The sequence below is a fragment of the Ideonella sp. genome, assembly GCF_041914305.1.
Lineage (GTDB): Bacteria > Pseudomonadota > Gammaproteobacteria > Burkholderiales > Burkholderiaceae_C > Ideonella.
The window spans coordinates 58247-80343 of the sequence record NZ_JAYSDQ010000022.1; the positions used below are offsets into that span (position 1 = coordinate 58247).

At 69.2% G+C, this 22097-nt stretch carries 16 protein-coding genes; 10 read left to right on the plus strand and 6 right to left on the minus strand.

All coding sequences use genetic code 11. The features are described 5' to 3' along the window. Positions 1-31: 31 nt before the first annotated feature. On the minus strand, positions 32-694 hold the full coding sequence (locus ACE3SG_RS24325) for an HAD family hydrolase (protein ID WP_374568821.1): 663 nt from the start codon (positions 692-694) through the stop codon (positions 32-34). Next, a complete protein-coding gene (locus ACE3SG_RS24330; protein ID WP_374568868.1) occupies positions 691-1653 on the minus strand; it encodes an RluA family pseudouridine synthase in 963 nt (320 codons plus the stop codon). The genes ACE3SG_RS24325 and ACE3SG_RS24330 overlap by 4 nt, the downstream gene beginning before the upstream one ends. Before the next feature lie 823 nt (positions 1654-2476). Here ACE3SG_RS24330 and ACE3SG_RS24335 point away from each other — a divergent pair. Further along, on the plus strand, positions 2477-5611 hold the full coding sequence (locus ACE3SG_RS24335; RefSeq protein WP_374568822.1) for a ribonuclease E/G: 3135 nt from the start codon (positions 2477-2479) through the stop codon (positions 5609-5611). A gap of 64 nt (positions 5612-5675) precedes the next feature. On the opposite strand, the gene ACE3SG_RS24340 is transcribed toward ACE3SG_RS24335, so the two are convergent. Beyond that, positions 5676-6098, minus strand: a complete 423-nt coding sequence (locus ACE3SG_RS24340) for a hypothetical protein (protein ID WP_374568823.1) — start codon at positions 6096-6098, stop codon at positions 5676-5678. Positions 6099-6336: 238 nt separating this feature from the next. Between ACE3SG_RS24340 and ACE3SG_RS24345 the strand changes: the two genes are divergently transcribed. Then, on the plus strand, positions 6337-9474 hold the full coding sequence (locus ACE3SG_RS24345) for a S8 family serine peptidase (RefSeq protein ID WP_374568824.1): 3138 nt from the start codon (positions 6337-6339) through the stop codon (positions 9472-9474). A gap of 157 nt (positions 9475-9631) precedes the next feature. Further along, positions 9632-10144, plus strand: a complete 513-nt coding sequence (locus tag ACE3SG_RS24350; RefSeq protein WP_374568825.1) for a single-stranded DNA-binding protein — start codon at positions 9632-9634, stop codon at positions 10142-10144. A 60-nt stretch (positions 10145-10204) separates the two neighbouring features. Here the strand turns inward: ACE3SG_RS24350 and yihA are convergent, their stop codons facing one another. After that, positions 10205-10933 (minus strand): ribosome biogenesis GTP-binding protein YihA/YsxC, encoded by a 729-nt coding sequence (yihA, locus tag ACE3SG_RS24355; protein ID WP_374568826.1) that lies wholly within the window; start codon positions 10931-10933, stop codon positions 10205-10207. A 51-nt stretch (positions 10934-10984) separates the two neighbouring features. Here yihA and ACE3SG_RS24360 point away from each other — a divergent pair, with 51 nt between their 5' ends. The 6 genes from ACE3SG_RS24360 to ACE3SG_RS24385 all read left to right on the plus strand — a co-directional run bounded on the left by ACE3SG_RS24360 (position 10985) and on the right by ACE3SG_RS24385 (position 17452). Beyond that, the gene (locus ACE3SG_RS24360; protein ID WP_374568827.1) at positions 10985-11614 is read left to right on the plus strand and encodes a cytochrome c; all 630 of its coding nucleotides are present in this window, start codon (positions 10985-10987) and stop codon (positions 11612-11614) included. A gap of 102 nt (positions 11615-11716) precedes the next feature. Then, the gene (locus ACE3SG_RS24365; RefSeq protein WP_374568828.1) at positions 11717-13882 is read left to right on the plus strand and encodes a cytochrome c biogenesis protein ResB; all 2166 of its coding nucleotides are present in this window, start codon (positions 11717-11719) and stop codon (positions 13880-13882) included. Next, positions 13879-15246, plus strand: coding sequence for a c-type cytochrome biogenesis protein CcsB (gene ccsB, locus ACE3SG_RS24370; protein ID WP_374568829.1), 1368 nt, complete (start codon positions 13879-13881; stop codon positions 15244-15246). The genes ACE3SG_RS24365 and ccsB overlap by 4 nt, the downstream gene beginning before the upstream one ends. Positions 15247-15271: 25 nt before the next feature. After that, the gene (locus ACE3SG_RS24375; RefSeq protein ID WP_374568830.1) at positions 15272-15649 is read left to right on the plus strand and encodes a hypothetical protein; all 378 of its coding nucleotides are present in this window, start codon (positions 15272-15274) and stop codon (positions 15647-15649) included. 115 nt (positions 15650-15764) lie between these two features. After that, positions 15765-16751, plus strand: coding sequence for a protein-methionine-sulfoxide reductase catalytic subunit MsrP (msrP, locus tag ACE3SG_RS24380; RefSeq protein WP_374568831.1), 987 nt, complete (start codon positions 15765-15767; stop codon positions 16749-16751). Positions 16752-16753: 2 nt separating this feature from the next. Further along, positions 16754-17452 (plus strand): sulfite oxidase heme-binding subunit YedZ, encoded by a 699-nt coding sequence (locus ACE3SG_RS24385; RefSeq protein ID WP_374568832.1) that lies wholly within the window; start codon positions 16754-16756, stop codon positions 17450-17452. 20 nt (positions 17453-17472) lie between these two features. Here the strand turns inward: ACE3SG_RS24385 and ACE3SG_RS24390 are convergent, their stop codons facing one another. Further along, positions 17473-18264 (minus strand): oxaloacetate decarboxylase, encoded by a 792-nt coding sequence (locus ACE3SG_RS24390; RefSeq protein WP_374568833.1) that lies wholly within the window; start codon positions 18262-18264, stop codon positions 17473-17475. Positions 18265-18522: 258 nt separating this feature from the next. Between ACE3SG_RS24390 and ACE3SG_RS24395 the strand changes: the two genes are divergently transcribed. Further along, complete coding sequence (locus tag ACE3SG_RS24395) at positions 18523-19290, plus strand: intradiol ring-cleavage dioxygenase (RefSeq protein ID WP_374568834.1); 768 nt, start codon at positions 18523-18525, stop codon at positions 19288-19290. A 72-nt stretch (positions 19291-19362) separates the two neighbouring features. On the opposite strand, the gene ACE3SG_RS24400 is transcribed toward ACE3SG_RS24395, so the two are convergent. Beyond that, positions 19363-21828, minus strand: a complete 2466-nt coding sequence (locus ACE3SG_RS24400) for a collagenase (protein ID WP_374568835.1) — start codon at positions 21826-21828, stop codon at positions 19363-19365. Between the last annotated feature and the right edge of the window lie 269 nt (positions 21829-22097).

Consider the following 22097-nt stretch of genomic DNA (forward strand, 5'->3'; position numbering starts at 1 on the left):
GCAGCGACCGGAAGGGAGCGTGGGGGCAACATCAGCCATGGCGCAGCAGCCAATCGTGCAGCTCGCGCGTCGAATGGGCGACGAACAGCGGCGACAAGGGCACGAACGACTCGTGGTCATGGGCGCCGAAACTGACGCCGACCGACGGCGTGCCGGCGTTGACCGCCATCTGCAGGTCGTGCGTGGTGTCACCGATCATCAGCGTGCGCGACGGCTCGACGCCGAACTCGGCCATCAGCTCCTGCAGCATGCGCGGGTGCGGCTTCGAGAAGGTCTCGTCGGCCGTGCGGCTGCCGTCGAACAGGCCGCGCAGCTCGGTCAGCCCCAGCACATCGTCGAGCCCGCGGCGGTTCTTGCCCGTGGCCACGGCGAGGAAATGCTGGCGCTCTTTCAGCGCATGCAGCATCTGCAGCGTGCCGGCGAACAGGCTCAGCTCGTGCTGGCTGGCCAGGTAGTGGTGGCGGTAGCGCGCGCCGAGCTCGGGGTAACGCTCGGGCGGCAGGCCGGGCACCGCATATTCGAGCGCGTCGCGCAGGCCCAGGCCGATCACGTAGGCGGCGCGCTGGTCGTCGGGCACCAGCACGCCGATGTCGCGGCAGGCGTTCTGGATGCTGCGCACGATCAGTGCGGTGGAGTCGAACAGGGTGCCATCCCAGTCGAAGGCGATCAGGTCGAAACGGCGGGTGCGGGTCATGCAGTTGAAGGGTCGGCGAGGCTCGCGAGCAGTGTCTCGCATTCGGGTGGCAGGGGGGCGTGCAGCTCGATGCGCTCCCCGCTGGCGGGATGGTCGAAGGCCAGGCGCCGGGCATGCAGGAACATGCGGTCGAAGCGGCAGCCGTTGGCCAGCCGGCCGGCGGCCAACGCCTTGTTCAGCGCGAATTCGCCGTACTTGTCGTCGCCGACGATCGGGTGGCCTTCGTGGGCCAGGTGGACGCGGATCTGGTGCGTGCGGCCAGTCTTGATGGTCACGTCCAGCAGCGTGAAGCCCGGGGCCGTGCCGGGGTAGCTGGCCACCACCCGCACCAGCGAGATCGAGCGCTGGCCCTCGCCATGGTCGGCCGCCACCGCGCGCACGCGGCGCTCGCCGTCGGCGTTGAGGTACTTGTGCAGCGCAACGTCGATGACCTTCTTGTTCGCCGGCCAGCGGCCGCTGACGAGCGCGGCGTAGGTCTTGCCGGTCTCGCGCTGGCGGAACTGGTCTTGCAGGTTCGTCAGTGCGCTGCGCTTCTTGGCCAGCAGCAGCAGGCCGGAGGTTTCCTTGTCGAGCCGGTGCACCAGTTCGAGGAACTTGGCGTCGGGGCGGGCGCGGCGCAGTTGCTCGATCACGCCGAAGCTGACGCCGCTGCCGCCGTGCACTGCCACGCCGGCCGGCTTGTCGATCACCAGCAGGTGCTCGTCTTCGAACAGGACCGGAAACTCGCGCGGCGGCACCGATTCGGCGGCCATCTCGGCGTGGGGGGCTGCCACGCGCACCGGAGGCACGCGCACCTCGTCGCCGGTTTCGAGCCGGGTGTCGGCGGCGGCCCGGCCCTTGTTCACCCGCACCTCGCCCGAGCGGATGATGCGGTAGACGTGGGTCTTGGGCACGCCCTTGAGCTCGCGCAGCAAAAAGTTGTCCAGCCGCTGGCCGGCCGAGCCTTCGTCGACCGCCAGGCGCCGGACCTCGGGCGCGGCGGGTGGCGGCGAGGCGACGGCCGGCCGGGCGGCCGGTGCGGTCGCGGCCTTTGGCCGGGCGGGTTTGGCAGAACCGGGTTTCGGCGCGGCCGGCTTCGATGACCGCCGCGTGACAGGGCCCGCCGGCGCGCGGCTTTTCGCCTTTATAATGGTCTGCGCCACGTTAGAGCCGTAAGTGCTTGATTTTCAAGAGTTTACCCGGGCATTGCGGGTCCAAGGTGGTGGCGGGCGGCGAATGCGCCCGTGATTTTCAAGGTGATGCAACACGCTCACCGTGCCGTGAAATGGCGGGCTCCAAAGTGGCCGCCGGTCGGGGCGCCGGGCGTGGCAGAGAGACATCGGATGTGCCGCCCCGCGATCTTGCGGGGATCCACCAAGGTTTTTGGCACGAGGCGATCGGCGTGACCCGCTCGACTGCCTCGACGCCAGCGACGACAACAAAAAGCGCCGTTCGCGCATGAGCTTCCCCCACCCCCTTGGTCTGCTGACCCTTGGCCCCGGCGCATTTCCGCCGGCGCGGCCCTGGGTGCTGGCGGGCCTGCGCCCGGCATTTCGTGCCGGGTGGGGGTCGGGCTGGGCTCGCGCCGATGCCGCTGCTGTGTCGCCGCACGCGCCAACGCTGCCTCGCTGAAACCGCCAACAGCGGTTCGAAGCAGTCCAGGGCGATTCCTTCTTCCGGCCGTCGTTGTTGTTTCTCGTGCATCGGTCGAGGCGTGGGCCGGCCTGCCCGAAGCAGCCGGCTTGACGCCTCACAGGCTCGCGCCTGTCCCACACCGGGACGGGTGCGTGACGAGGAGTGCACATGAAACGTATGTTGATCAACGCGACGCAGCCGGAAGAGCGGCGCCTCGCGATCGTCGACGGCCAGAAGCTGCTCGATTTCGAAACCGAAATCGAAGGCCGCGAGCAGCGCAAGGGCAATATCTACAAAGCGGTCGTGACGCGTGTCGAGCCCTCGCTCGAAGCCTGTTTCGTCGACTACGGCGAAGACCGCCACGGTTTCCTGCCGTTCAAGGAAATCTCCCGCACCTATTTCAAGGAAGGCGTCGGCGTCCGTGACGCCAAGATCCAGGACGTCATTTCCAACGGCCAGGAACTGCTGGTCCAGGTCGAAAAAGAAGAGCGCGGCAACAAGGGTGCCGCGCTGACCACCTTCATCTCGCTGGCCGGGCGCTACCTGGTGCTGATGCCCAACAACCCGCGTGGCGGTGGCGTCAGCCGCCGCATCGAGGGTGAAGACCGCGAAGAGCTGAAGGAAAACCTCGACCAGCTCGAGTACCCCAAGGGCATGAGCCTGATCGCTCGCACCGCCGGCATCGGCCGCTCGGCCGCCGAGCTGCAGTGGGACCTGAACTACATGCTCAAGCTGTGGGACGCGATCGACGGCGCGTCCAAGGGCGGCAAGGGCGCGTTCCTGATCTATCAAGAGTCGTCGCTGGTGATCCGTGCGATCCGCGACTACTTCACCGCCGATGTCGGCGAGATCCTGATCGACACCGACGACATCTTCGAGCAGGCCCACCAGTTCATGAACCACGTGATGCCGGAAACGGCCAATCGCGTGAAGCGCTATCGCGACGATGCGCCGCTGTTCAGCCGGTTCCAGATCGAGCACCAGATCGAGACCGCGTTCAGCCGCACGGTGAACCTGCCCTCTGGCGGCGCGATCGTGATCGACCACACCGAGGCGCTGGTCGCGGTGGACGTCAACTCGGCGCGCGCCACCCGTGGCGGCGACATCGAAGAGACCGCCACCCGCACCAACCTCGAAGCCGCCGACGAAATCGCCCGCCAGTGCCGCCTGCGCGACCTGGGTGGCCTGATCGTCGTCGACTTCATCGACATGGAAGAGTCGAAGAACCGCCGCGAGGTCGAACAGCGCCTGCGCGACGCGCTGCGCCAGGACCGGGCCCGCGTGCAGTTCTCGTCGATCTCCAAGTTCGGCCTGCTCGAACTGAGCCGCCAGCGCCTGCGCCCGGCCCTGAGCGAAGGCAGCCACATCACCTGCCCGCGCTGCAACGGCACCGGCCACATCCGCGACACCGAATCTTCCGCGCTGCAGATCCTGCGCATCATCCAGGAAGAGTCGATGAAGGAGAACACCGCCGCCGTGCACGTGCAGGTGCCGGTGGAGGTGACCTCGTTCCTGCTGAACGAGAAGCGCACCGAAATCACCAAGATCGAGCTGCGGCAGCGCACCACCGTGCTGCTGGTGCCGAACAAGCACCTGGACACGCCGAACTACAAGCTCGAGCGCCTGCGCCACGACGACCCGCGCCTGGAGAACCTGCAGGCCAGCTACACGATGATCGAAGAGCCGGACGACGAGGTCTCGATCTCGCGCCGCGAAAAGGCCAAGCCCAAGCAAGAGCCGGTGATCAAGGGCGTGCTGCCCGACCAGCCGGCGCCGGTGGCACCGCCGCCGCCCGCACCGGCCCCGGTGGCCGCTGCCGCGCCCGCCGCCCAGCCGCCCGCCGACAAGCCGCAGTGGGCCCGCGCGCCGGCCGCCGCACCGGCCAGCGGTGGGTTCTTCGGCTGGCTGAAGAAGCTGTTCGGTGTCGCCGAAACGCCGGCCACGCCGACCCCGGCCGCTGCCCCCGCAGCCCAGCCGGGCCAGCGCACCGGCAGCCGTGAAGCGGGCCGCGAAGGCCGTGAACAAGGCCGCGACGGCAACCGCGAAGGCGGCCGTGGCGACCGCAAGGGCGGTGGCCGCGATGGCCGCCGCGGTGAGCGCAACGAGCGCGGCGGTGAACGTGGCGAGCGTGGTGAACGCGGCGCCAAGCCGGCCGATGGCAACCGCCAGGGTGGCCGCGAAGGTCGCCCGGAAGGCCAGGGTCGTCCGGACCGGCAGGAAGGCCGTGCGGAAGGTCGCCAGGAAGGTCGCCAGGAAGGTCGCCAGGAGGGCCGCCAGGAAGGTCGACGTGAAGGGGGCCGCGGCGAAGGGGGCCGCCATGAAGGCCGAGGCGAAGGCGGCCGTGGCGAAGGTCGCGACAACCGCGGTGACCGCAACCGCCGCGGCGCCGCCGCCCCGGTGGCTGCCGGGGCCGAAACCGACCGTTTCGAGGCCACCCAGCCGTTGCCGGCCGCGCGTGGCCACGACGAGGCGCCCAAGCAGCGCCCGCCACGCCCCGAGCGTGAGCATGAGCTCGAGCGTGAGCAGCCGACCGAGGCCGAGGTGATCGAGCGCACCGCCGAGGGCGTTGTCGCCGATGTGGGCGCCGCGCCGGAAGGCGACCGCGGCGAGGGCGAAGGCCGCCGCCGCCGCCGCCGCCGTGGCCGTGGTGGCCGCGACGAGGCCCGTGACGGCCAGCGTGGTGAAGGTGACGCCGAAGGCCAAGGTGCCGAAGGCGAAACCGCCGCCGACGTGGGCGACGAGCAGCCCACGGCCGCCCCGGTGGCGGCCGACGTTGCCGACGGCGAACGCCGCGAGCCGCGTGAACCGCGAGAGCCCCGCGAACGCCGTGAACGGCGCGACCGCGGTGAGCGTGGGGACCGCGGCGAGCGTGCCCAGCCGGTGGCTGACCAAGGCACCGAGCTGAGCGCCGACCCGATCGCCGCGGCACGCGCCGCGACCGAGGCCATCGAGCAACCCGCCAGCGTGGCCGCCGTGGCGCCCCCGCCGCCGGCGCCCTCGCCCGCCCCCGCCCAGGCCGCCGCACCGAAGCCGGCACCGGCACGGGTCGAGCCCTACGTGCTGGCGATGGACGAGTTGCAGCGCATCGCCGACACCGCCGGCCTGACTTGGGTCAACTCCGACGCCGACAAGATCCGCGCCGCGCAGGACGCGATGGCGGCCGAGCCGCAGCCGGTGCGCGTGCCGCGCGAACGGCCGCCGGTCGTCGTGGTCGACGAAGGCCCGCTGGTGCTGGTCGAGACCCGCAAGGACCTGAGCCAGCTGACGCTGCCGTTCGACCCACGCGGCGGCCAGGCCCACTGACCGGGCCCGCCCCATTGAAAACGCCACCCTCGGGTGGCGTTTTTCTTGGCCGATCGGCGGGTGGCTACATCACCGCCGGTGAGCGCCCCGCCGGCACGCAGCGCCCGGCCTCGCAGCGGGCCCCCGGGTCGGTGACGAGCGAGCAGTCCGACACCCGGCCCGACTGCTCGGCCTCTTGCTTGCGCGCCTGCGTGTAGGCGTCGGCCAGTTCACGCAGCTTCTTGCCGTCGCTCACCGCGCTGGACCACACGGCGTAGGTTTCCGGCCCACCGCAGGCCTTGTGGCCGATCGCGATCGTGTGGCACTGCTCGTTCGCGGTGCAGGCGGCATCGCCGATCTGCTCGCGGATCTGGCGCGACAGCGCGGTGGTGTCGGCCGGTGCGCTTTTCGGGGCCGGTGGGGCCGGCGGCGCCGCGCAGGCCACCTGCAACACGCCCAGCGCGCAAGCCGCCAGCAGGCCAGGCCTACGCCACAGGTTCTTCTTCATGCGCTCTCCTTTGAATTAGGGGGAGGAGTGTGACACCGGCTCAGACCGGGCCGGTTTCCACGGGTTCCCACGGTAGGGGCCGAAAAACCCGCTGCCTAGACTGCCCCGCACTGGCGTGGCGCCTGCACAGGTGCCGCGCCAGGTCCGCGCTCTTGCCGTGACCCGCAAGGCGCTGCCGAACCGGCGGCGCCCTGCCCGCGGGCCTTTGCTTTTCTCTCCAACCGACGAGGAATTCGAGATGGCTTCACCCTTCACAAGAGGTCCGATCGCCCTGGCCTGTGGCCTGGCGATGGCAGCCGGCGTGGCGCACGCCGCCGGCGCCGCGGCCCGCCCGTACATCGTCCAGCTGGCCGACGCGCCGGCCGCGTCCTACCGCGGCGGCGTGCCCGGGCTGGCCGCGACGCAGGTCGCCGAAGGCCTGCGGCTGAACGCACGCGCCCCGCAGGTGCAGGCCTATGTGGCGCACCTGGACAAGCAGCAACGCGCCGCGCTGGCCAAGGTCAATGGCCCGGTCAAGCTGCTGCACCGCTACCACTACAGCTTCAACGGCTTCTCGGCCCTGCTGAGCGATGCCCAGGCCCGCCAACTGGCGCTGACGCCCGGGGTGATGGCCGTCACGCTGGACACGCCGCGTGAGCTGAACACCAACTACACCGCGCACTTCCTCGGGCTCGACCTGCCCGGCGGCGTGTGGTCGCAAGACCGCAAGGGCACGCTGGTCAAGGGCGAAGACGTGGTCATCGGCATCGTCGATGGCGGCTTCCAGCCCGAGAACGCGTCGTTCTACGACCAGGTCGATGCCAACGGCAAGCCGGTCAAGAGCGGCGGCACGCTGGCCTATGGCCCGCCGCCCGCTGGCTGGGGCGGCAGCTGCGTGGCGGCGCCCGGCTTCGACCCGTCCAAGCACTGCAACAACAAGGTCATCGGGGCCAAGGCTTTCGATGCGGTGTTCAAGTCCACCGGGCTGCCGGTGGCCTGGTATGAATTCCCCGGCGCGCCGCGCGACGTGACCGGCCACGGCAGCCACACCTCGTCGACAGCCGGCGGCAACGCCAACGCCGATGCGATCTCGCACACGCAGAACGTCGGCCCGATCACGGGCATGGCGCCGCGCGCGAGGCTGGCGGCCTACAAGGTCTGCTGGAGCTGGTTCAACAGCGGCACCGGCGCGTTCCAGAACAACTGCTGGACCGGCGACTCGGTGGCAGCGATCGACCAGGCCGTGGCCGACGGGGTCGACGTCATCAACTTCTCGATCAGCGGCTCGCAGACCAGCCTGCTCGACCCGGTCGAGGTCGCGTTCCTGAATGCGGCCACCGCCGGTGTGTTCGTCGCGGCCTCGGCCGGTAACTCGGGCCCGGGCAACGCCGTGGCCCACAACAGCCCGTGGCTGACCACGGTGGCCGCGTCGACGCACGACCGCTTCTTCAAGGCCGACACCACCTTCGGTGACGGCAGCGTCTACAACGGCGCCTCGCAGTCCAAGGGCTTGCCGGCGACGCCAATGATCCTGTCGACCGACGCGGTTGCGCCGGGCAAGACCAGCGAAGACGCGCGGCTGTGCTTCGTCGGTGGGCTCGATCCGGCCAAGGTCGCCGGCAAGGTGGTCGCCTGTGACCGCGGCACCTCGGCCCGCACCGACAAGAGCCTGGCCGTGCTGCAGGCGGGTGGTGTTGGCATGGTGCTGACGAACACGCCGGCCGGCCTGCCCGGCGGTGGCTCGGACACGCTGAACGACGATGCCCATTGGGTGCCGACCGTGCACCTGCCGATCGCCAACCGCGACGCGGTGCGTGCCTATGCCGGCGGCGCTGGTGCCACGGCGGCGATGGGCGTGGCGGCCCAGGCCCCCGGCATCGTCGCGCCGGTGATGGCCAGCTTCTCGTCGCGCGGGCCCAACCTGGCCACGCCGACCGTGATGAAGCCCGACATCACCGCGCCTGGCGTGGCGGTGCTGGCCGCCTACGCGGTCACCCAGCCCGACCAGGCGTACCACGACGGCATCGTCAACGGCAGCGTCGTGCCCGACCCGGTGGCCGAGTACCTGCAAGGCACCTCGATGTCCAGCCCGCACATCGCCGGCCTGGCCGCGCTGCTGAAGCAGAAGCACCCGAACTACTGGGGCCCGGCGTCGATCAAGTCGGCGCTGATGACCAGCGCCGGCCCGGTCAAGCTGGCCGACGGCACGCCCGACACGGCCTTCGTCGGCTACGGGGCCGGCCACGCCAACCCCAACGGCTCGATCGATCCCGGCCTGCTCTACCAGATCGACCCGACGGACTACTGGCGCTACCTCTGCGGCCAGGGCCTGATCGCCGCCGATTCGGCCACCTGCCAGTCGGTGGGCTCGATCGCCGCCACCGACCTGAACCTGCCCTCGTTCAGCGCCGACGTGCCCGGCTCGGTGACCTTCCACCGCACGGTGCGCAACCTGACCGGCGGCGCGGCCACCTTCAACGCCAGCATCAACGTGGCCGGCTTCAGCGCCAGCGTCAACCCGCCCAGCCTGGTGCTCGACAAAGGCCAGAAGGGCCGCTTCACCGTCACGCTGACCGGCAACGGCGCGGCGCAAAGCGCGTGGAACCAGGGCACCCTGGTCTGGAGCGACGGCACGCACAACGTGCGCAGCCCGATCATGGCGCGGCTGACCAACTTCGACGGCCCCGGCAGCCTGGTCAGCACCCAGGCCGATGACACGCTGAAGGCCAGCTACCAGTTCGGCTACACCGGCGACTTGAGCTCGCAAAGCGGCGGGCTGATGCCGGCCACGCGCACCGACGGCGTGGTCACCAAGTCGGCCAATTCGAACGGCGACGCGGCCTGCCGCGCCAACGAAGCCGGCACCAAGACGTTCAGCTTCAACGTCGCGGCCGGCACGCTGGCCGCCCGCTTCGCGCTGTACGACGCCGACACCTCGGGCCACGGCAGCGACGACCTCGACCTGTTCATCTACGACCAGGGCGGCAACCTGGTGGCGTCCAGCGCCGGCGCATCGGCCGAAGAGATGGCCACGCTGCGCATGCCGGCCGGCGGCAGCTACAGCGCCTGCGTGCATGGCTTTGCGCCGGCCGACGGGGTCAGCACGGCCTTCACGCTGTCGTCATGGCTGGTCTGGCCGGACGGCGGCTCGGTGCCGCTGCACGTGCGCGGGCTGCCCGCGAGCGTGGCCGTGGGCGACACGGTCAAGGCCAAGTTCGGCTGGCACGGTGCCGCCGCAGGCGTGCGCTACCTGGGCGCGCTGCGGCTGGTGCAAGGGGCCGATGCCAACACCGGCACCACGCTCGGCGTGACGCTGGTGTCGGTCGAGCCGGGCGTGCCGCAAAGCGTGCCGGGCCTGAGCAGCGCCAAGAAGTCGGCGCTGATCGGCCGGCGCTGAGCAAGAAGGTCGACGGGGCGGGAATTCTCAACTTTTCCCGCCCCCTAGCCGATCTTCCCGGGCCCCTGCGGGGGCCTTTGTCTTGTCCGGGCGCCGGGGCACTGCGGCACAATCGGGCACTGGACATTCCCACAGATTTCTTGCTGGAGCCGCCCGCATGGCCTCGATCAACAAAGTCATTCTCATCGGCAACCTGGGGCGCGACCCCGAGGTGCGCTACACCCCCAGCGGCGCGGCGGTGTGCAACCTGCGCCTGGCCACGACCCGCAACTGGAAGAACCGCGACACCGGCGAGCGCCAGGAAGAAACCGAATGGCACTCGGTGGTGCTGTACGACCGCCAGGCCGAAGTCGCCGGCGAGTACCTGAAGAAGGGCCGCCCGGTCTACATCGAAGGCCGCCTGAAGACCCGCAAGTGGCAAGACAAGGACGGCAACGACCGCTACACCACCGAAATCGTCGCCGATTCGATGCAGTTGCTGGGTGGCCGTGAAGGCGGCGGCGGTGGTGGTGGAGACGACGGCGGCGGCTACAGCCGCGACGCCGATGAAGGTGGCGGTGGTGGCGCCCCGCGTCGCGCGCCGGCCCCTGCACCGCGCGCCCCGGCACCCCGCCCGGCCCCGCGCTCGAGCGCCGGCATCGACGAGATGGACGACGACATCCCGTTCTGACACCCTGGCACCATCGCCCCTGAAGGCCTGCCGCTTCTCGCGCCAGGCCTTTCGTCTTTTTTACGGCCCGTCTGTGGCCACGGCCGCGACGGCGGCGCCCTTGGCCTGCGGGTGCGCCCAGCCGTAAACGGTGTCGGCCAGGTCGTTCAGGCCGATGTGCTTGGGGGCCGAGAACAGCAGCAAGCCCACGTCAGAGGCTTCGGTGGCCAGGTCGGCCAGCCCTTCCTGGCCGGTTTCCAGCGCGGCGGCTTGTTCCTTCTTGCTGAGCTTGTCGGCCTTGGTCAGCAGCACCAGCAGCTTCACCTCACCGGTGGTCACGCGCGGGGCCACGAACTCCAGCAGTTGCCGGTCCAGCGGCGTGAAGCCCAGGCGGCTGTCGACCATCAGCACCACGCCCGCCAAATTGCGGCGGATCGCCAGGTAGTCGGCCATCACCTGCTGCCAGCGCAGCTTGGCGGTGCGCGCCACCGTGGCGTAGCCGTAGCCCGGCAGGTCGGCCAGGTACGAGTCGGGGGCGTCTTTCGGGCCCAACTCGAACAGGTTGATGTGCTGGGTGCGGCCCGGCGTCTTCGAGGCAAACGCCAGTTGCCGCCGCTGCGCCAGCGCGTTGATCGCGGTCGACTTGCCGGCATTGCTGCGGCCGACGAAAGCGAACTCGGGCATGTCGCCCGAAGGCAATTGATCCAGCTGGCTGGCGGTGGTGAGGAAACGGGCCCCGTGGGCCCAGGCCAGCGCGGTGCGCGTGGCCTCATCCGGTGCGCCGACTGGCGGGCGGTTCGATGCGGTCATGGAGCATTGTAAAATCCGCGGGTTTTGTTCGAACAATCAAGGCCTGCCGAGATGAAGACCCCTGTCGCCTTCGCCACCTTCGCCCTCCTGGCTGCCACGCTGGCACTGCCCGTGTTCGCCAACGAGCCGGCGGCGCCCGCCAAGGTCGATCTCGCCAAGGGCCAAGAGCTGTCGACCAACGTCTGTGCCGCCTGCCACACCGCCGACGGTTCGCGCGGCTCGCCCGCCAACCCGATCCTGCAGGGCCAGCACCCCGAGTACATCGCCAAGCAGCTGACCGAGTTCAAGGCCGGCAAGCGCGTCAACCCGATCATGCAAGGCATGGCCGCCCCGCTGAGCGAAGCCGACATCAAGAACGTCGCTGCGTTCTACGGCACCAAGCAGGCCAAGCCCGGCTTCGCCAAGCACAAGGACACCGTCGCGCTGGGCGAGAAGATCTACCGCGGTGGCATCGCCGACAAGCAAGTGCCCGCCTGCGCCGGCTGCCACAGCCCGACCGGTGCCGGCATCCCGGCCCAGTACCCGCGCATCGGCGGCCAACATGCCGACTACCTCGACGCGCAGATGAAGGCCTTCCGCGACCACAAGCGCACCAACAGCGTCCCGATGCAGGCGATCGCCGCCCGCATGAACAACGAAGAAATCGCCGCGGTCGCCGATTACATCGCCGGCCTGCGTTGATCCCCTGCAAGCGCCCCGTGAAGGCCGGTCTCTGACCGGCTTTTTCATTTGGACGCAACCCGCCGCCCCCAGGGGTCGGACCCCGCTTCCGATAATCCGCCCATGACCGCCCCGACCGACCTTGTCGACCCGCTGGACGCGCTCGACAGCCCACCGCCCCGCCCTGCCGGCCCGGGCCGCGCGCGCCAGGCGCTGGAGCTGCTGTCGTCGATGCGCTTTGCGATCACGCTGCTGGCGGTCATCTGCATCGCCTCGGTGATCGGCACCGTGGTGCAGCAGAACGAGCCGTTCAACAACTACATCAACAAGTTCGGCCCGTTCTGGGCCGAGCTGTTCGGCCACTTCCAGCTCTTCACCGTCTACTCGGCGAACTGGTTTTTGCTGATGCTGGGCTTTCTGGTCGTCTCGACCAGCCTGTGCATCGCACGCAACGCGCCGAAGATCGTTGCCGACCTGCGCAGCTTCAAAGAGCATGTGCGCGAACAGTCGCTGGCCTTCTTTCACCACAAGGCCGACGCCACGCTGCCGCTGGGCCGCGACGCCGCGCTGGCGCAGGTGGCCTCGGTGCTGGGAAAGCACGGCTGGCGCGCCCGCGCGCAGGTGCGCGAGCACGGCACGATGGTGGCCGCGCGCACCGGCCGCGCCAGCAAGCTGGGCTACCTGTCGGCGCACTCGGCCATCGTGCTGATCTGCCTCGGTGGCCTGGCCGACGGCGACCTGATCGTGCGGGCGCAGATGGCGCTGGCCGGCAAGAGCGTGTTCGACGGCGGCTACCAGTTCGTCAAGGACGTGCCGGCCGAGCACCGCCTGTCGGCCGGCAACCCCACCTTCCGCGGCAACCTGCTGGTGCCCGAGGGCGCGCGCGCTGGCGTGGCCTTGTTGTCGATGCCGCAGGGCACGGTGCTGCAAGAGCTGCCGTTCGACGTCGAGCTGAAGAAGTTCACCGTCGAGTACTACGAGACGGGCATGCCGCGCCTGTTCGCCAGCGACATCGTGATCCACGACCACGAGACCGGCGAGGCGATCCCGGCCGTCGTCAAGGTCAACGAGCCGGCCTTCCACCGCGGCGTGGCGATCTACCAGAGCAGCGTCGAAGACGGCGGCTCGCAGGTGCAATTGAAGGCCTACCCGCTGACCGTCGGCGGCCAGCCGTTCGACCTGAAGCTGCGCGTCGGCGAAAGCACCGGCCTGGCCAGCGACAGCGGCGAGCACAAGCTGCAGCTCGAGGTGACCGGGCTGAAGGTGATCAACGTCGAGAACATGGCCGAGGCCAATGCCAACGGCGGCACCGACCTGCGCAAGGTCGACCTGGTCGGCACGCTCGACAAGCACCTGGGCGCCGGCATCAACCCCGACAAGGCCAAGACGCTGCGCAACGTCGGCCCCGCCGTGACCTACCGGCTGCGCGACAGCGCCGGCCAGGCGCGCGAGTTCCACAACTACATGCTGCCGATCGAGCTGGACGGCCAGCGCGTCTTCGTCGCCGGCGTGCGCGAAGGCACGGCCGAGAACTTTCGCTACCTGCGCATGCCGGCCGACGAGAACATGAGCCTGCAGGGCTGGTTGCGCCTGCGCGCCGCGCTGAACGACCCGGCCCTGCGTGACCGCGCCGCCAAGCGCTACGCCGACCAGGCCACGCCCGAAGGCAAGCCCGAGATGAACGAGCAGCTGCGCCTGACCGCGTCGCGCGCGCTGACGCTGTTCGCCGGCATCGAGGCCCCCAGCAAGGCCGCCGGGGCCGAGCGCATGGGTGGCCTGAATGCGCTGAGCCAGTTCATCGAAACCAGCGTGCCCGAGGCCGAGCGCCCGCGCATCGCCGAGGTGATGCTGCGCATCCTCAACGGCGCCTTGTTCGATTTGAACCAGGTCGCGCGGGAACAAGCCGGCCTGAAACCGCTCGAACTGGGTCCGGCCACCGAGGCCTTCATGACGCAGGCCGTGCTTTCCTTGTCCGACAGCTTCTTCTACCCCGCGCCGGTGCTGCTGGAGCTGTCCGACTTCAACGTCGTGCAGGCCAGCGTGTTCCAGGTCGCCCGTGCACCGGGCAAGACCCTGGTCTACCTCGGCGCGGTGTTGCTGATCCTGGGCGTCTTTGCGATGCTCTACGTGCGCGAGCGGCGGCTGTGGGTCTGGCTGGCTGATGGCCAGGCGCCGGGCACCACGCGCGCGCAGATCGCGATGTCCACCCCGCGGCGCACGCTGGACATCGACGCCGAGTTCGACCGCTTGCGCGATGAATTGCTGGCTTCGGCCGGAGGCAAACAATGAACACGACCACCACCACGCTCGACCTCGGCCGCCAAAGCCTGGTCAGCCGGCGCGACCCGCTCGACTGGCTGTTCGCGGCGCTGGTGATCGGCGGCGCGGCCTACGCCTTCCGCCGCTACGGCGCGGCGATGGACGGCTACGAAAAAGGCATCCTGTTCGGCGCCGTGCCGGCGCTGATCGCGCTGGGCTGGTTCTGGGGCGCCTTGCGCATCCTGGCGGTGGCCGTTGGTGGCGCGACCCTGCTGGCGATCAACCTGTACGCCCGCACGACCGACAGCTTCGGCGCCGACCTGGTCGCCGGCGGCCAGGTGTTCTGGCTGAAGTACCTGTTGTCGAGCCAGAGCGCGATCTTGTGGATGGGCACGCTGTTCTTCATGAGCACGCTGTTCTACTGGTTCGGCTTCTTCTCGCGCCAGGGCGGCGACGTGCGGGGCGACGCGGCCGGCCTGCGCATCGGCTCGCGCCTGGCCTGGGCGGCCGTCTTCATGGCCTTGACCGGCACGATGGTGCGCTGGTACGAAAGCCACCAGATCGCGCCGATGGTCGGCCACATCCCGGTCAGCAATCTGTACGAAGTGTTCGTGCTGTTCTGCTGGCTGACGACGCTGTTCTACCTGTACTACGAGTCGCACTACAAGACGCGCGCGCTGGGCCCGTTCGTGATGCTGATCATCAGCGCCGCGGTCGGCTTCCTGCTTTGGTACACGGTCGCCCGCGAGGCGCAAGAGATCCAGCCGCTGCTGCCGGCGCTGCAAAGCTGGTGGATGAAGCTGCACGTGCCGGCCAACTTCATCGGCTACGGCACCTTCGCGCTCTCGGCCATGGTCGCCCTGGCCTGCCTGCTGAAGACCTCGACCACCCGCAACCTGTGGGTCGGCCTGGTCGGCGCGCCCGGCGTGGTGCTGGCGCTGATGGGGCTGTACGCGCTGCTCGGCGCGCCCGACGCGGCGATGCAGGGCGCACTCGTCAAGGGCGCCCGCATGCTGGGCGGCACCACCGCCTTCTTTGCGCTGATGATCTGGCTGCGCGGCCCGATCAACGCCCGCACGCCGACGCTGGAGCTGATGGACGACCTGATGTACAAGGCCATCGCGGTCGGCTTCGCCTTCTTCACGATCGCCACCGTGCTGGGCGCCTTCTGGGCCGCCGAGGCCTGGGGCGGCTACTGGAGCTGGGACCCGAAGGAAACCTGGGCCCTGATCGTCTGGCTGAACTACGCGGCTTGGCTGCACATGCGGCTGATGAAGGGCCTGCGCGGCACCGCCTCGGCCTGGTGGGCGCTCGGTGGCCTGATCGTCACGACCTTCGCCTTCCTCGGCGTGAACATGTTCTTGTCGGGCCTGCATTCCTACGGCACCCTTTGATCCCGCTGGGCCTAGGATCGCGACCATGCCCTACGCCCACCGCAATGCCCAGGGCCTCGTGCTCAGCCTGCACCGCGAGGCCAGCGCCGAGGCCAGTGAATACCTGGCCGACGACCACCCGGACGTGCGCGCCTTTCTGGGCGATCAGGGGGCGGCCGACGCGCAGGAGCGCTTTGCCCGCCTCGACGCCGACTTCGTGCGCGTGCTCGAAGATGTGATCGACACGCTGATCAACCGCAACCTGATCAACATCACCGACCTGCCGGCCGAGGCCCAGGCCAAGCTGTTCTCGCGCAAGAGCTTTCGCGAGCGGCGCAGCAGCCATGCGCTGAAGCTGTACGGCGACGCCGAGCTCGGCGCGCTGATCCCCGGCGTGGCCCCTGCAGACGACAGCGACGCCTGAGCGTCAGGATGTCACGCCCATCGCTGGCGGGAACCTGGGCCTGCGCGTAAGGTCTCACCGGTTTGCCCGACAGACCCTCAGGCGCCCGCCGGGCGCAGCCAGCGCGAGACACCCCATGTACCTGCTGAAGGACCGCGGTTTCAACCACCGCACCCCGTCGGACATCACCCCCGAAGCCGTCTACCACGCCCGCCGCGACTGGCTGCAGCGTGCCGCCTGGGGCCTGGCCGGTGCCGGCCTGGGGCCGTGGGCCGCCGGCCAGGCCCTGGCCCAGGCGCCGGGCAAGCTGGCCGCGCTGCCCGGCAGCCGCAGCGCCGTGCCCGGCGCGATGGTGATGGACAAGCCCACGCCGTATGCCGATGTGACCTCGTACAACAACTACTACGAGTTCGGCACCGACAAGCACTCGCCGGCGCAGACCGCCGGCACGCTGAAGCCACGGCCATGGACGGTCAGCATCGAAGGCGAGGTCAAGAAGCCCAAGGTCTACGACCTGGACGAGTTGCTGAAGCTCGCACCGATGGAAGAGCGCATCTACCGCCTGCGCTGCGTCGAGGGCTGGTCGATGGTGGTGCCCTGGGTCGGCTACTCGCTGGCCGAGCTGATCAAGCGGGTCGAGCCCACCGGCAACGCCAAGTTCGTGCAGTTCACGACGCTGGCCGACAAGGCCCAGATGCCCGGCCTGCGCTCGGGCGTGCTGGACTGGCCCTACACCGAGGGCCTGCGGCTGGACGAGGCGATGAACCCGCTCGCGCTGCTGACCTTCGGCCTGTACGGCGAGGTGCTGCCGAACCAGAACGGTGCGCCGGTGCGCGTGATCCTGCCGTGGAAGTACGGCTTCAAGAGCGCGAAGTCGATCGTCAAGATCCGCTTCGTCGACAAGCAGCCGGTCAGCAGCTGGGAGCGCGCCAACCCGAGCGAATACGGCTTCTATTCCAACGTGAACCCGCAGGTCGACCACCCGCGCTGGAGCCAGGCCAGCGAGCGCCGCATCGGCGAAGACGGCCTGTTCGCCAAGCGCCGGCCCACGCTGATGTTCAACGGCTACGAGGCCCAGGTCGGGCAGCTCTACGCCGGCATGGACTTGAAGAAGTTCTACTGAACATGACGACCGCCGCTGAAATGAACCGGTGGCTGGCCCACAAGGCCGCCAAGCCGGTGCTGTGGACGCTGCTGGCGCTGCCCTTCGCGTGGCTGCTGTGGGGCGCGATCAGCGACACGCTGGGGGCCAACCCGGCCGAGGCGATGATCCGCGGCCTGGGCGACTGGACGCTGCGTGGGCTGGTGCTGACACTGGCGATCAGCCCGCTGCGGCAATGGACCGGCTGGCACCAGCTGCTGCGCCACCGCCGGGCGATCGGCGTCGCGACCTTTCTCTACGGCACGCTGCACTGGCTGTCGTACGCCTGGCTGGACCAGGGGCTGGAACTCGACGCGCTGCTGAAAGACGTGGCCAAGCGCCCGTTCATCCTGGTCGGCACGCTGGCCTGGTTGCTGCTGCTGCCGCTGGCCGCCACCTCGTTCAACCGCGCGATCAAGGCCCTGGGCGCCAAGCGCTGGCAGGCACTGCACAAGGCGGTCTATGCGATCGCGCTGCTGGCGATCTTGCACTTCTTCTGGATGCGATCGGGCAAGCACCTGTACGGCGAGGTCGCGGTCTACGCGTCCATCGTCGGCGTGCTGCTGGGCTGGCGCCTGCGCAACTTCTGGCGCCAGCGCAGCAGCCAGCCCGCGCGCCGCGGGGCTCCGTCGGCCCCCTACGGGCCAGCGGCCCGGTCCCCCCGGGGGGGAGCGACCGGCTAGGGGCGGCCCGTCGCCGGCCATCAGCGCTTCGGGTTGAGGTAGCTGAAAGTCCCGTCGCGGCGGATCTCTTCCGCCGCCGACTTCAGCGCATTCATCGCGGTGCGGTACAGCGAGGTCGCCAGGCTGATGCGCTTGACGCCGGCGACCTCCAGCTCGGCCACGCTGAACGACTTGCCGGGGATGCCGACCATGAAGCTGACCGGCTTCTTCAGCGCGCTGCACACCGCCTTCACCGCGTCCAGGCTCGGCAGGCCGGGCGCGAACAGCACGTCGGCACCGGCGGCCTCGTAGGCCTGCAGGCGGCGGATCGTGTTGTCGAGGTCGTCGCGGCCGTTGAGAAAGTTCTCGGCCCGTGCGGTCAGCGTGAACGGCCGGCCGAGCGAGCGTGCTGCTTCGGCCGCCGCCGCCACGCGCTCGACCGCCTGGCCCAGGTCGTAGATCGGGTGGCCGGGCTGCTGGCTCGCGTCTTCGATCGAGCCGCCGGCCAGGCCGGTTTCAGCGGCCAGGCGGATCGTCTGCGCCACCACCTCGGGCGCGTGGCCGAAGCCGTTTTCGAGGTCGGCCGACACCGGCAGCTCGGTCGCCTGCACGATCAGCCGTGCATGCGCCAGTGCGTCTTCACGCGTCATCTGGTAGTCGCTGCGGCCCAGCGCCATCGCCGAGGCGGCGCTGGAGGTGGCCAGCGCCTCGAAACCCATCCCGGCCAGCAGCTTGGCCGAGCCGGCGTCCCACGGGTTGGGCATCACGAACACGCCGGGGCGCTCGTGCAGCTGGCGAAAAATGGCGGCCTTGTCGGTCACGGTCGACGTCATGCGGATCTCCTGGCGCGGGTAGGGTGAAGGGGCGGAAAGGCGGTCGATGCTGCCCGAACCGGCCACCCGCCGCTCGCCATGGCCGGACATGCCCACGCCGCCAGTGGCCCCATGGAATCGACTCGGCGCAGCGCACTCACGCCGCGTCACAACCTGATGCGGCCGGTCACCCGTGATGTCAGGTTTGCGCGTTAGCGTTCACGGTCCAGAAACGGGGCGCGTCAAGACTGCGCACTCCCGACAGCCTAGGAGGAGACCATGTCCGACGATTCCCTGCGTTCCGATGCCCCCCAACTGCCCGGCCGCCGCGAGGCCCTGGGCACGCTGAGCGCCTTGTCCGCCGTGCCCTTGATGGGGCTGGCCGGCCCGGCCCGGGCCGAAGACATCTGGGCCGAGCAGTACGATGCCTTCGACTATTCGGCCGCCCGCAGCTGCGCGCTGATCCCGAAAGAAACGGCCGGCCCGTACCCGCTGGCCAGCGTGCTGGACGACGACGCGATGATGCGCCGCGACGTGACCGAAGGCCGCCCCGGGGTGCCGCTGACGCTGACGCTGAAGCTGGTCAACGTCAACAAGGCCTGTGCGCCGATCAACAACGCCGCGGTCTACATCTGGTGCACCGACAAGGACGGTGTCTACTCCGGCTACCAGCAGCCCGGCCACGACACGCGCGGCCAGACCTTCATGCGCGGCATCCAGATCAGCAACTCGAAGGGCGCCGTGCATTTCGACATGATCTACCCGGGCTGGTACTCGGGCCGCATCACGCACGTGCACTTCCAGGTCTTCCTCAATGCGGACACCGGCGGCACCGCCACGGCGACCTCGCAGCTGGCCTTCCCGCAGTCGGTGACCAAGGCGGTCTACGCCTCGCCGCTGTACTCGGCACGCGGCCAGAACACCTCGGTGCCCGACTTCGCGCACGACGGTGTGTTCAGCGACGGTGTGTCGCTGCAGATGGCCAAGATGAAGGGCTCGGTCGAGCTCGGCTACTCGGCGAAGCTGATGGTCGGGGTGGCTGCTTGAGGTAGCAACCCATCCAAAGCAGAAGCCCGGCCGGCGTGCCAAACGCCGGCCGGGCTTCTTCGTTTCAGCCGCTCAGCGTTGGCAGCTCACGCTCGCCATCGAGTCGATGCAATGCATTGCCTGAGCGCCATCCGGGAACGGCAACTTGCTGTACATGCCACGCAGCGTCGCCTTGTTGAAGCCGGTGCGGGGCACGGCCATCACGTAGGACCAGCCGGAGCCGTCGGACGGCAGCTTCAGCATCACGTCCTGCCCGGTGCTCTTGGCCTTCACGTCGTAGTTCGACGTGGTCGGCCAGCCGCCGGCCTTGGCGTAGAGGTCTACGCCGCCACTGACCTGGCTAAGCTTGAAGAAGGCGTTCGGCCAGTCGGTCATGCGCAGGTAGAACGACAGCGTGCCACCGTTGGCCAGCGCGCGTGAGCAGCCGTTGGCCAGCGCGGTGTCGCTGCCCAGGTTGCAGGCGCCGATCGCCGAGGGGTCGAGCAGCGGCTTGGTGCCCTCGCCAAGGCTGACGCAGGCGGCCGAGGTGGTGTCGCCGCCGCTGACGCACTTGTCCAGCCAGCTGGCGAAGTTGGCGTCGAGTGCGGTGCCCAGGTTGGTGATGTAGCTGCTGTAGCCCGCATAGTTGCCGGCCCGCATCATCGGCAGGTAGGTCTTCTGCTCCTGAGGCTGGCGCTCCATGATGTAGCGCGCGGCCAGGTAGCCCCAGTTGTAGACACGCGCCGAGCCGCTGTCGTAGGTGTTGCGCATCACTTCGCTCAGGGCCAGCGGTGCGGTCTGGGCCCGCGAGGTGGCATCGGCGTAGTACTGGCGGCGGAAGCTGTACGACATGTACTCGGCGAAACCTTCGATCCACCAGACGGACGACTGGTTGCCACCGCCCACCGTCAGCGGGTAGTCGCCGAAGCCGCCCCACATGTCGTAACGGCCGTCCAGGTAGTGCGCGAACTCGTGGTTCAGGTTCCAGATCTCGAAGTTCGCCAGCCAGTCGGCGCGGTAGGCCAGGAAACGCGCCTGGTTGCCCGGTGCCGACGGATCACCTTCGAGGTAGATGCCGCCGTTGTTGGTCGAGTTGCCGAACAGGAAACCCGAGAAACGCGCGTACTCGCTGTAGTTGTCGAACACCACCAGCTCGAGCGTCTTGTTCTTGTCACCCGCCACCGGCTTGCCCTTGCTGGTGCCGACCAGGCCGTGGAAGTACTTCGACTCCTTGGTCACCGAGTCACAGGTCGACGACAGCTGCGACGAGGTCATCGCTTCGGCGCGGATCACATACTGCGTGCCGCAGGGGTAGCGGATCGGCAGCTTCAACGCGGCGATCGTGTCCTGCCCGTTGCAGGTGCCGTAGGCCGAGCAGTTGGCACTGTCGTACTCGTCGACCATGCTCGAGGCGCGCATCCACACGTCGATCGTCGTGTCCTGCGTGACCGGGAAGTGCGGCATCTGCGCCGTCGCCATGCTGCGCACCTGCGTGCTCTGCGGCGTGAACTGCACGAAGCGGATCAGCTCGCCCATCGCGTTGGCCTGGTGGTAGCTGTCGGCCGTGCCGATCATCGCCATGTTGCGCGTCAGGAAGGCGTCGAAGCTCTTGGCGTAGCTGACGTCGTTCTGCACCGCGCTGACATAGTCCGACTGGTACGGGCCGTAGTAGAAGACCCCCATCGCACCCATGATGGACTCGTTGGTCCAGTAGCCGATCGCCGGCGTGCTGGGCGTGACCTGGTCGATCCACTTCTTGGCCGACGGCGCAAAAGGCAGCGCCCAGCCCGACGGCGTGGTCTTGTAGACCTCGCTGACGAACATGCCGTTGTCTTCGGTCTTGTCGTAGAAGTGCGGCGACGCAATGATCTGCATCAGCGACGACAGCGCCGCGTTCATCATCGCCGGGCTGCCCGGGGGGATGTTGTTCCACGGGTCGCCGTCCTTGCTCATGAAGCTCCAGTAGCCGGCGGTGCGCAAGAACGACAGCAGGTTCATCGAGTGGTTGCTGTCGTTGCCCTGGTAGCTCACCGCCCGCGCCTTCAGCTCGTTCGAAACGGTGATGATGTTCGCGTCGGTGAACACCGTGCGGTACTGGTCGACCGTGCCGTAGTACAGGCTGTACATGCAGCTGGTCAGGTCGGCGGCGTCGATGAAGCTGATCAGGCCCGAGCCGGTCTTGCCGACGAAGTCGGTGCCGCTGCAGGTGGCGCCGGCGAGCTGGGCCGGGCTTTGCACCTGGCGGGCCGCTTTCGCGCGGGCCGTCAGCGGCATCGACGTTGCGTTCGCCTGCTCGCCGATCGCCAGGCGGTGCGGCACGAAGTCGTCGGCACGGCGCAGCGGCAGCAACGCCGGCTTGACGCCGACCCTGCCCAGGTGCTGGCCGGCGCGCGGCATGCCGGGGTCGGCGGGCAGCAGGCTTTGACGTTGCTGCTGCCAGCGCGCCGCCTCGACGGCCGAGGCCGGGGACACGCCGGCGGTGGCCAGCGCGAGGGTTGATGCACCGGTCATGGCCGCAGCGGCCACGGCCGACCAGACCCATCGTTGGGGTGAAGTCATGATGTCTCCTCTTGGGGTGGTGGGCGCGCAGGCGACAACCGCCACCCGAAGGAGGCCAGCAGGCACATGCACGCGGTCAGACGGCCCCGCCGGGTGGATGGCAGGCCGGCGGTTCAGTCACGCCGACAGCCGAGGAATCTTGTGGATACAGCCGCCGGCTCACCAGGGCGGGCCGGTCAGTGGGGTGCACTGCCGGTCGCTGGTGTTCCGCGGCGCGATCATGCGAGCACCCGGGCTGCAGATTGCTTCGAATCTGGCCTCGAGAACCC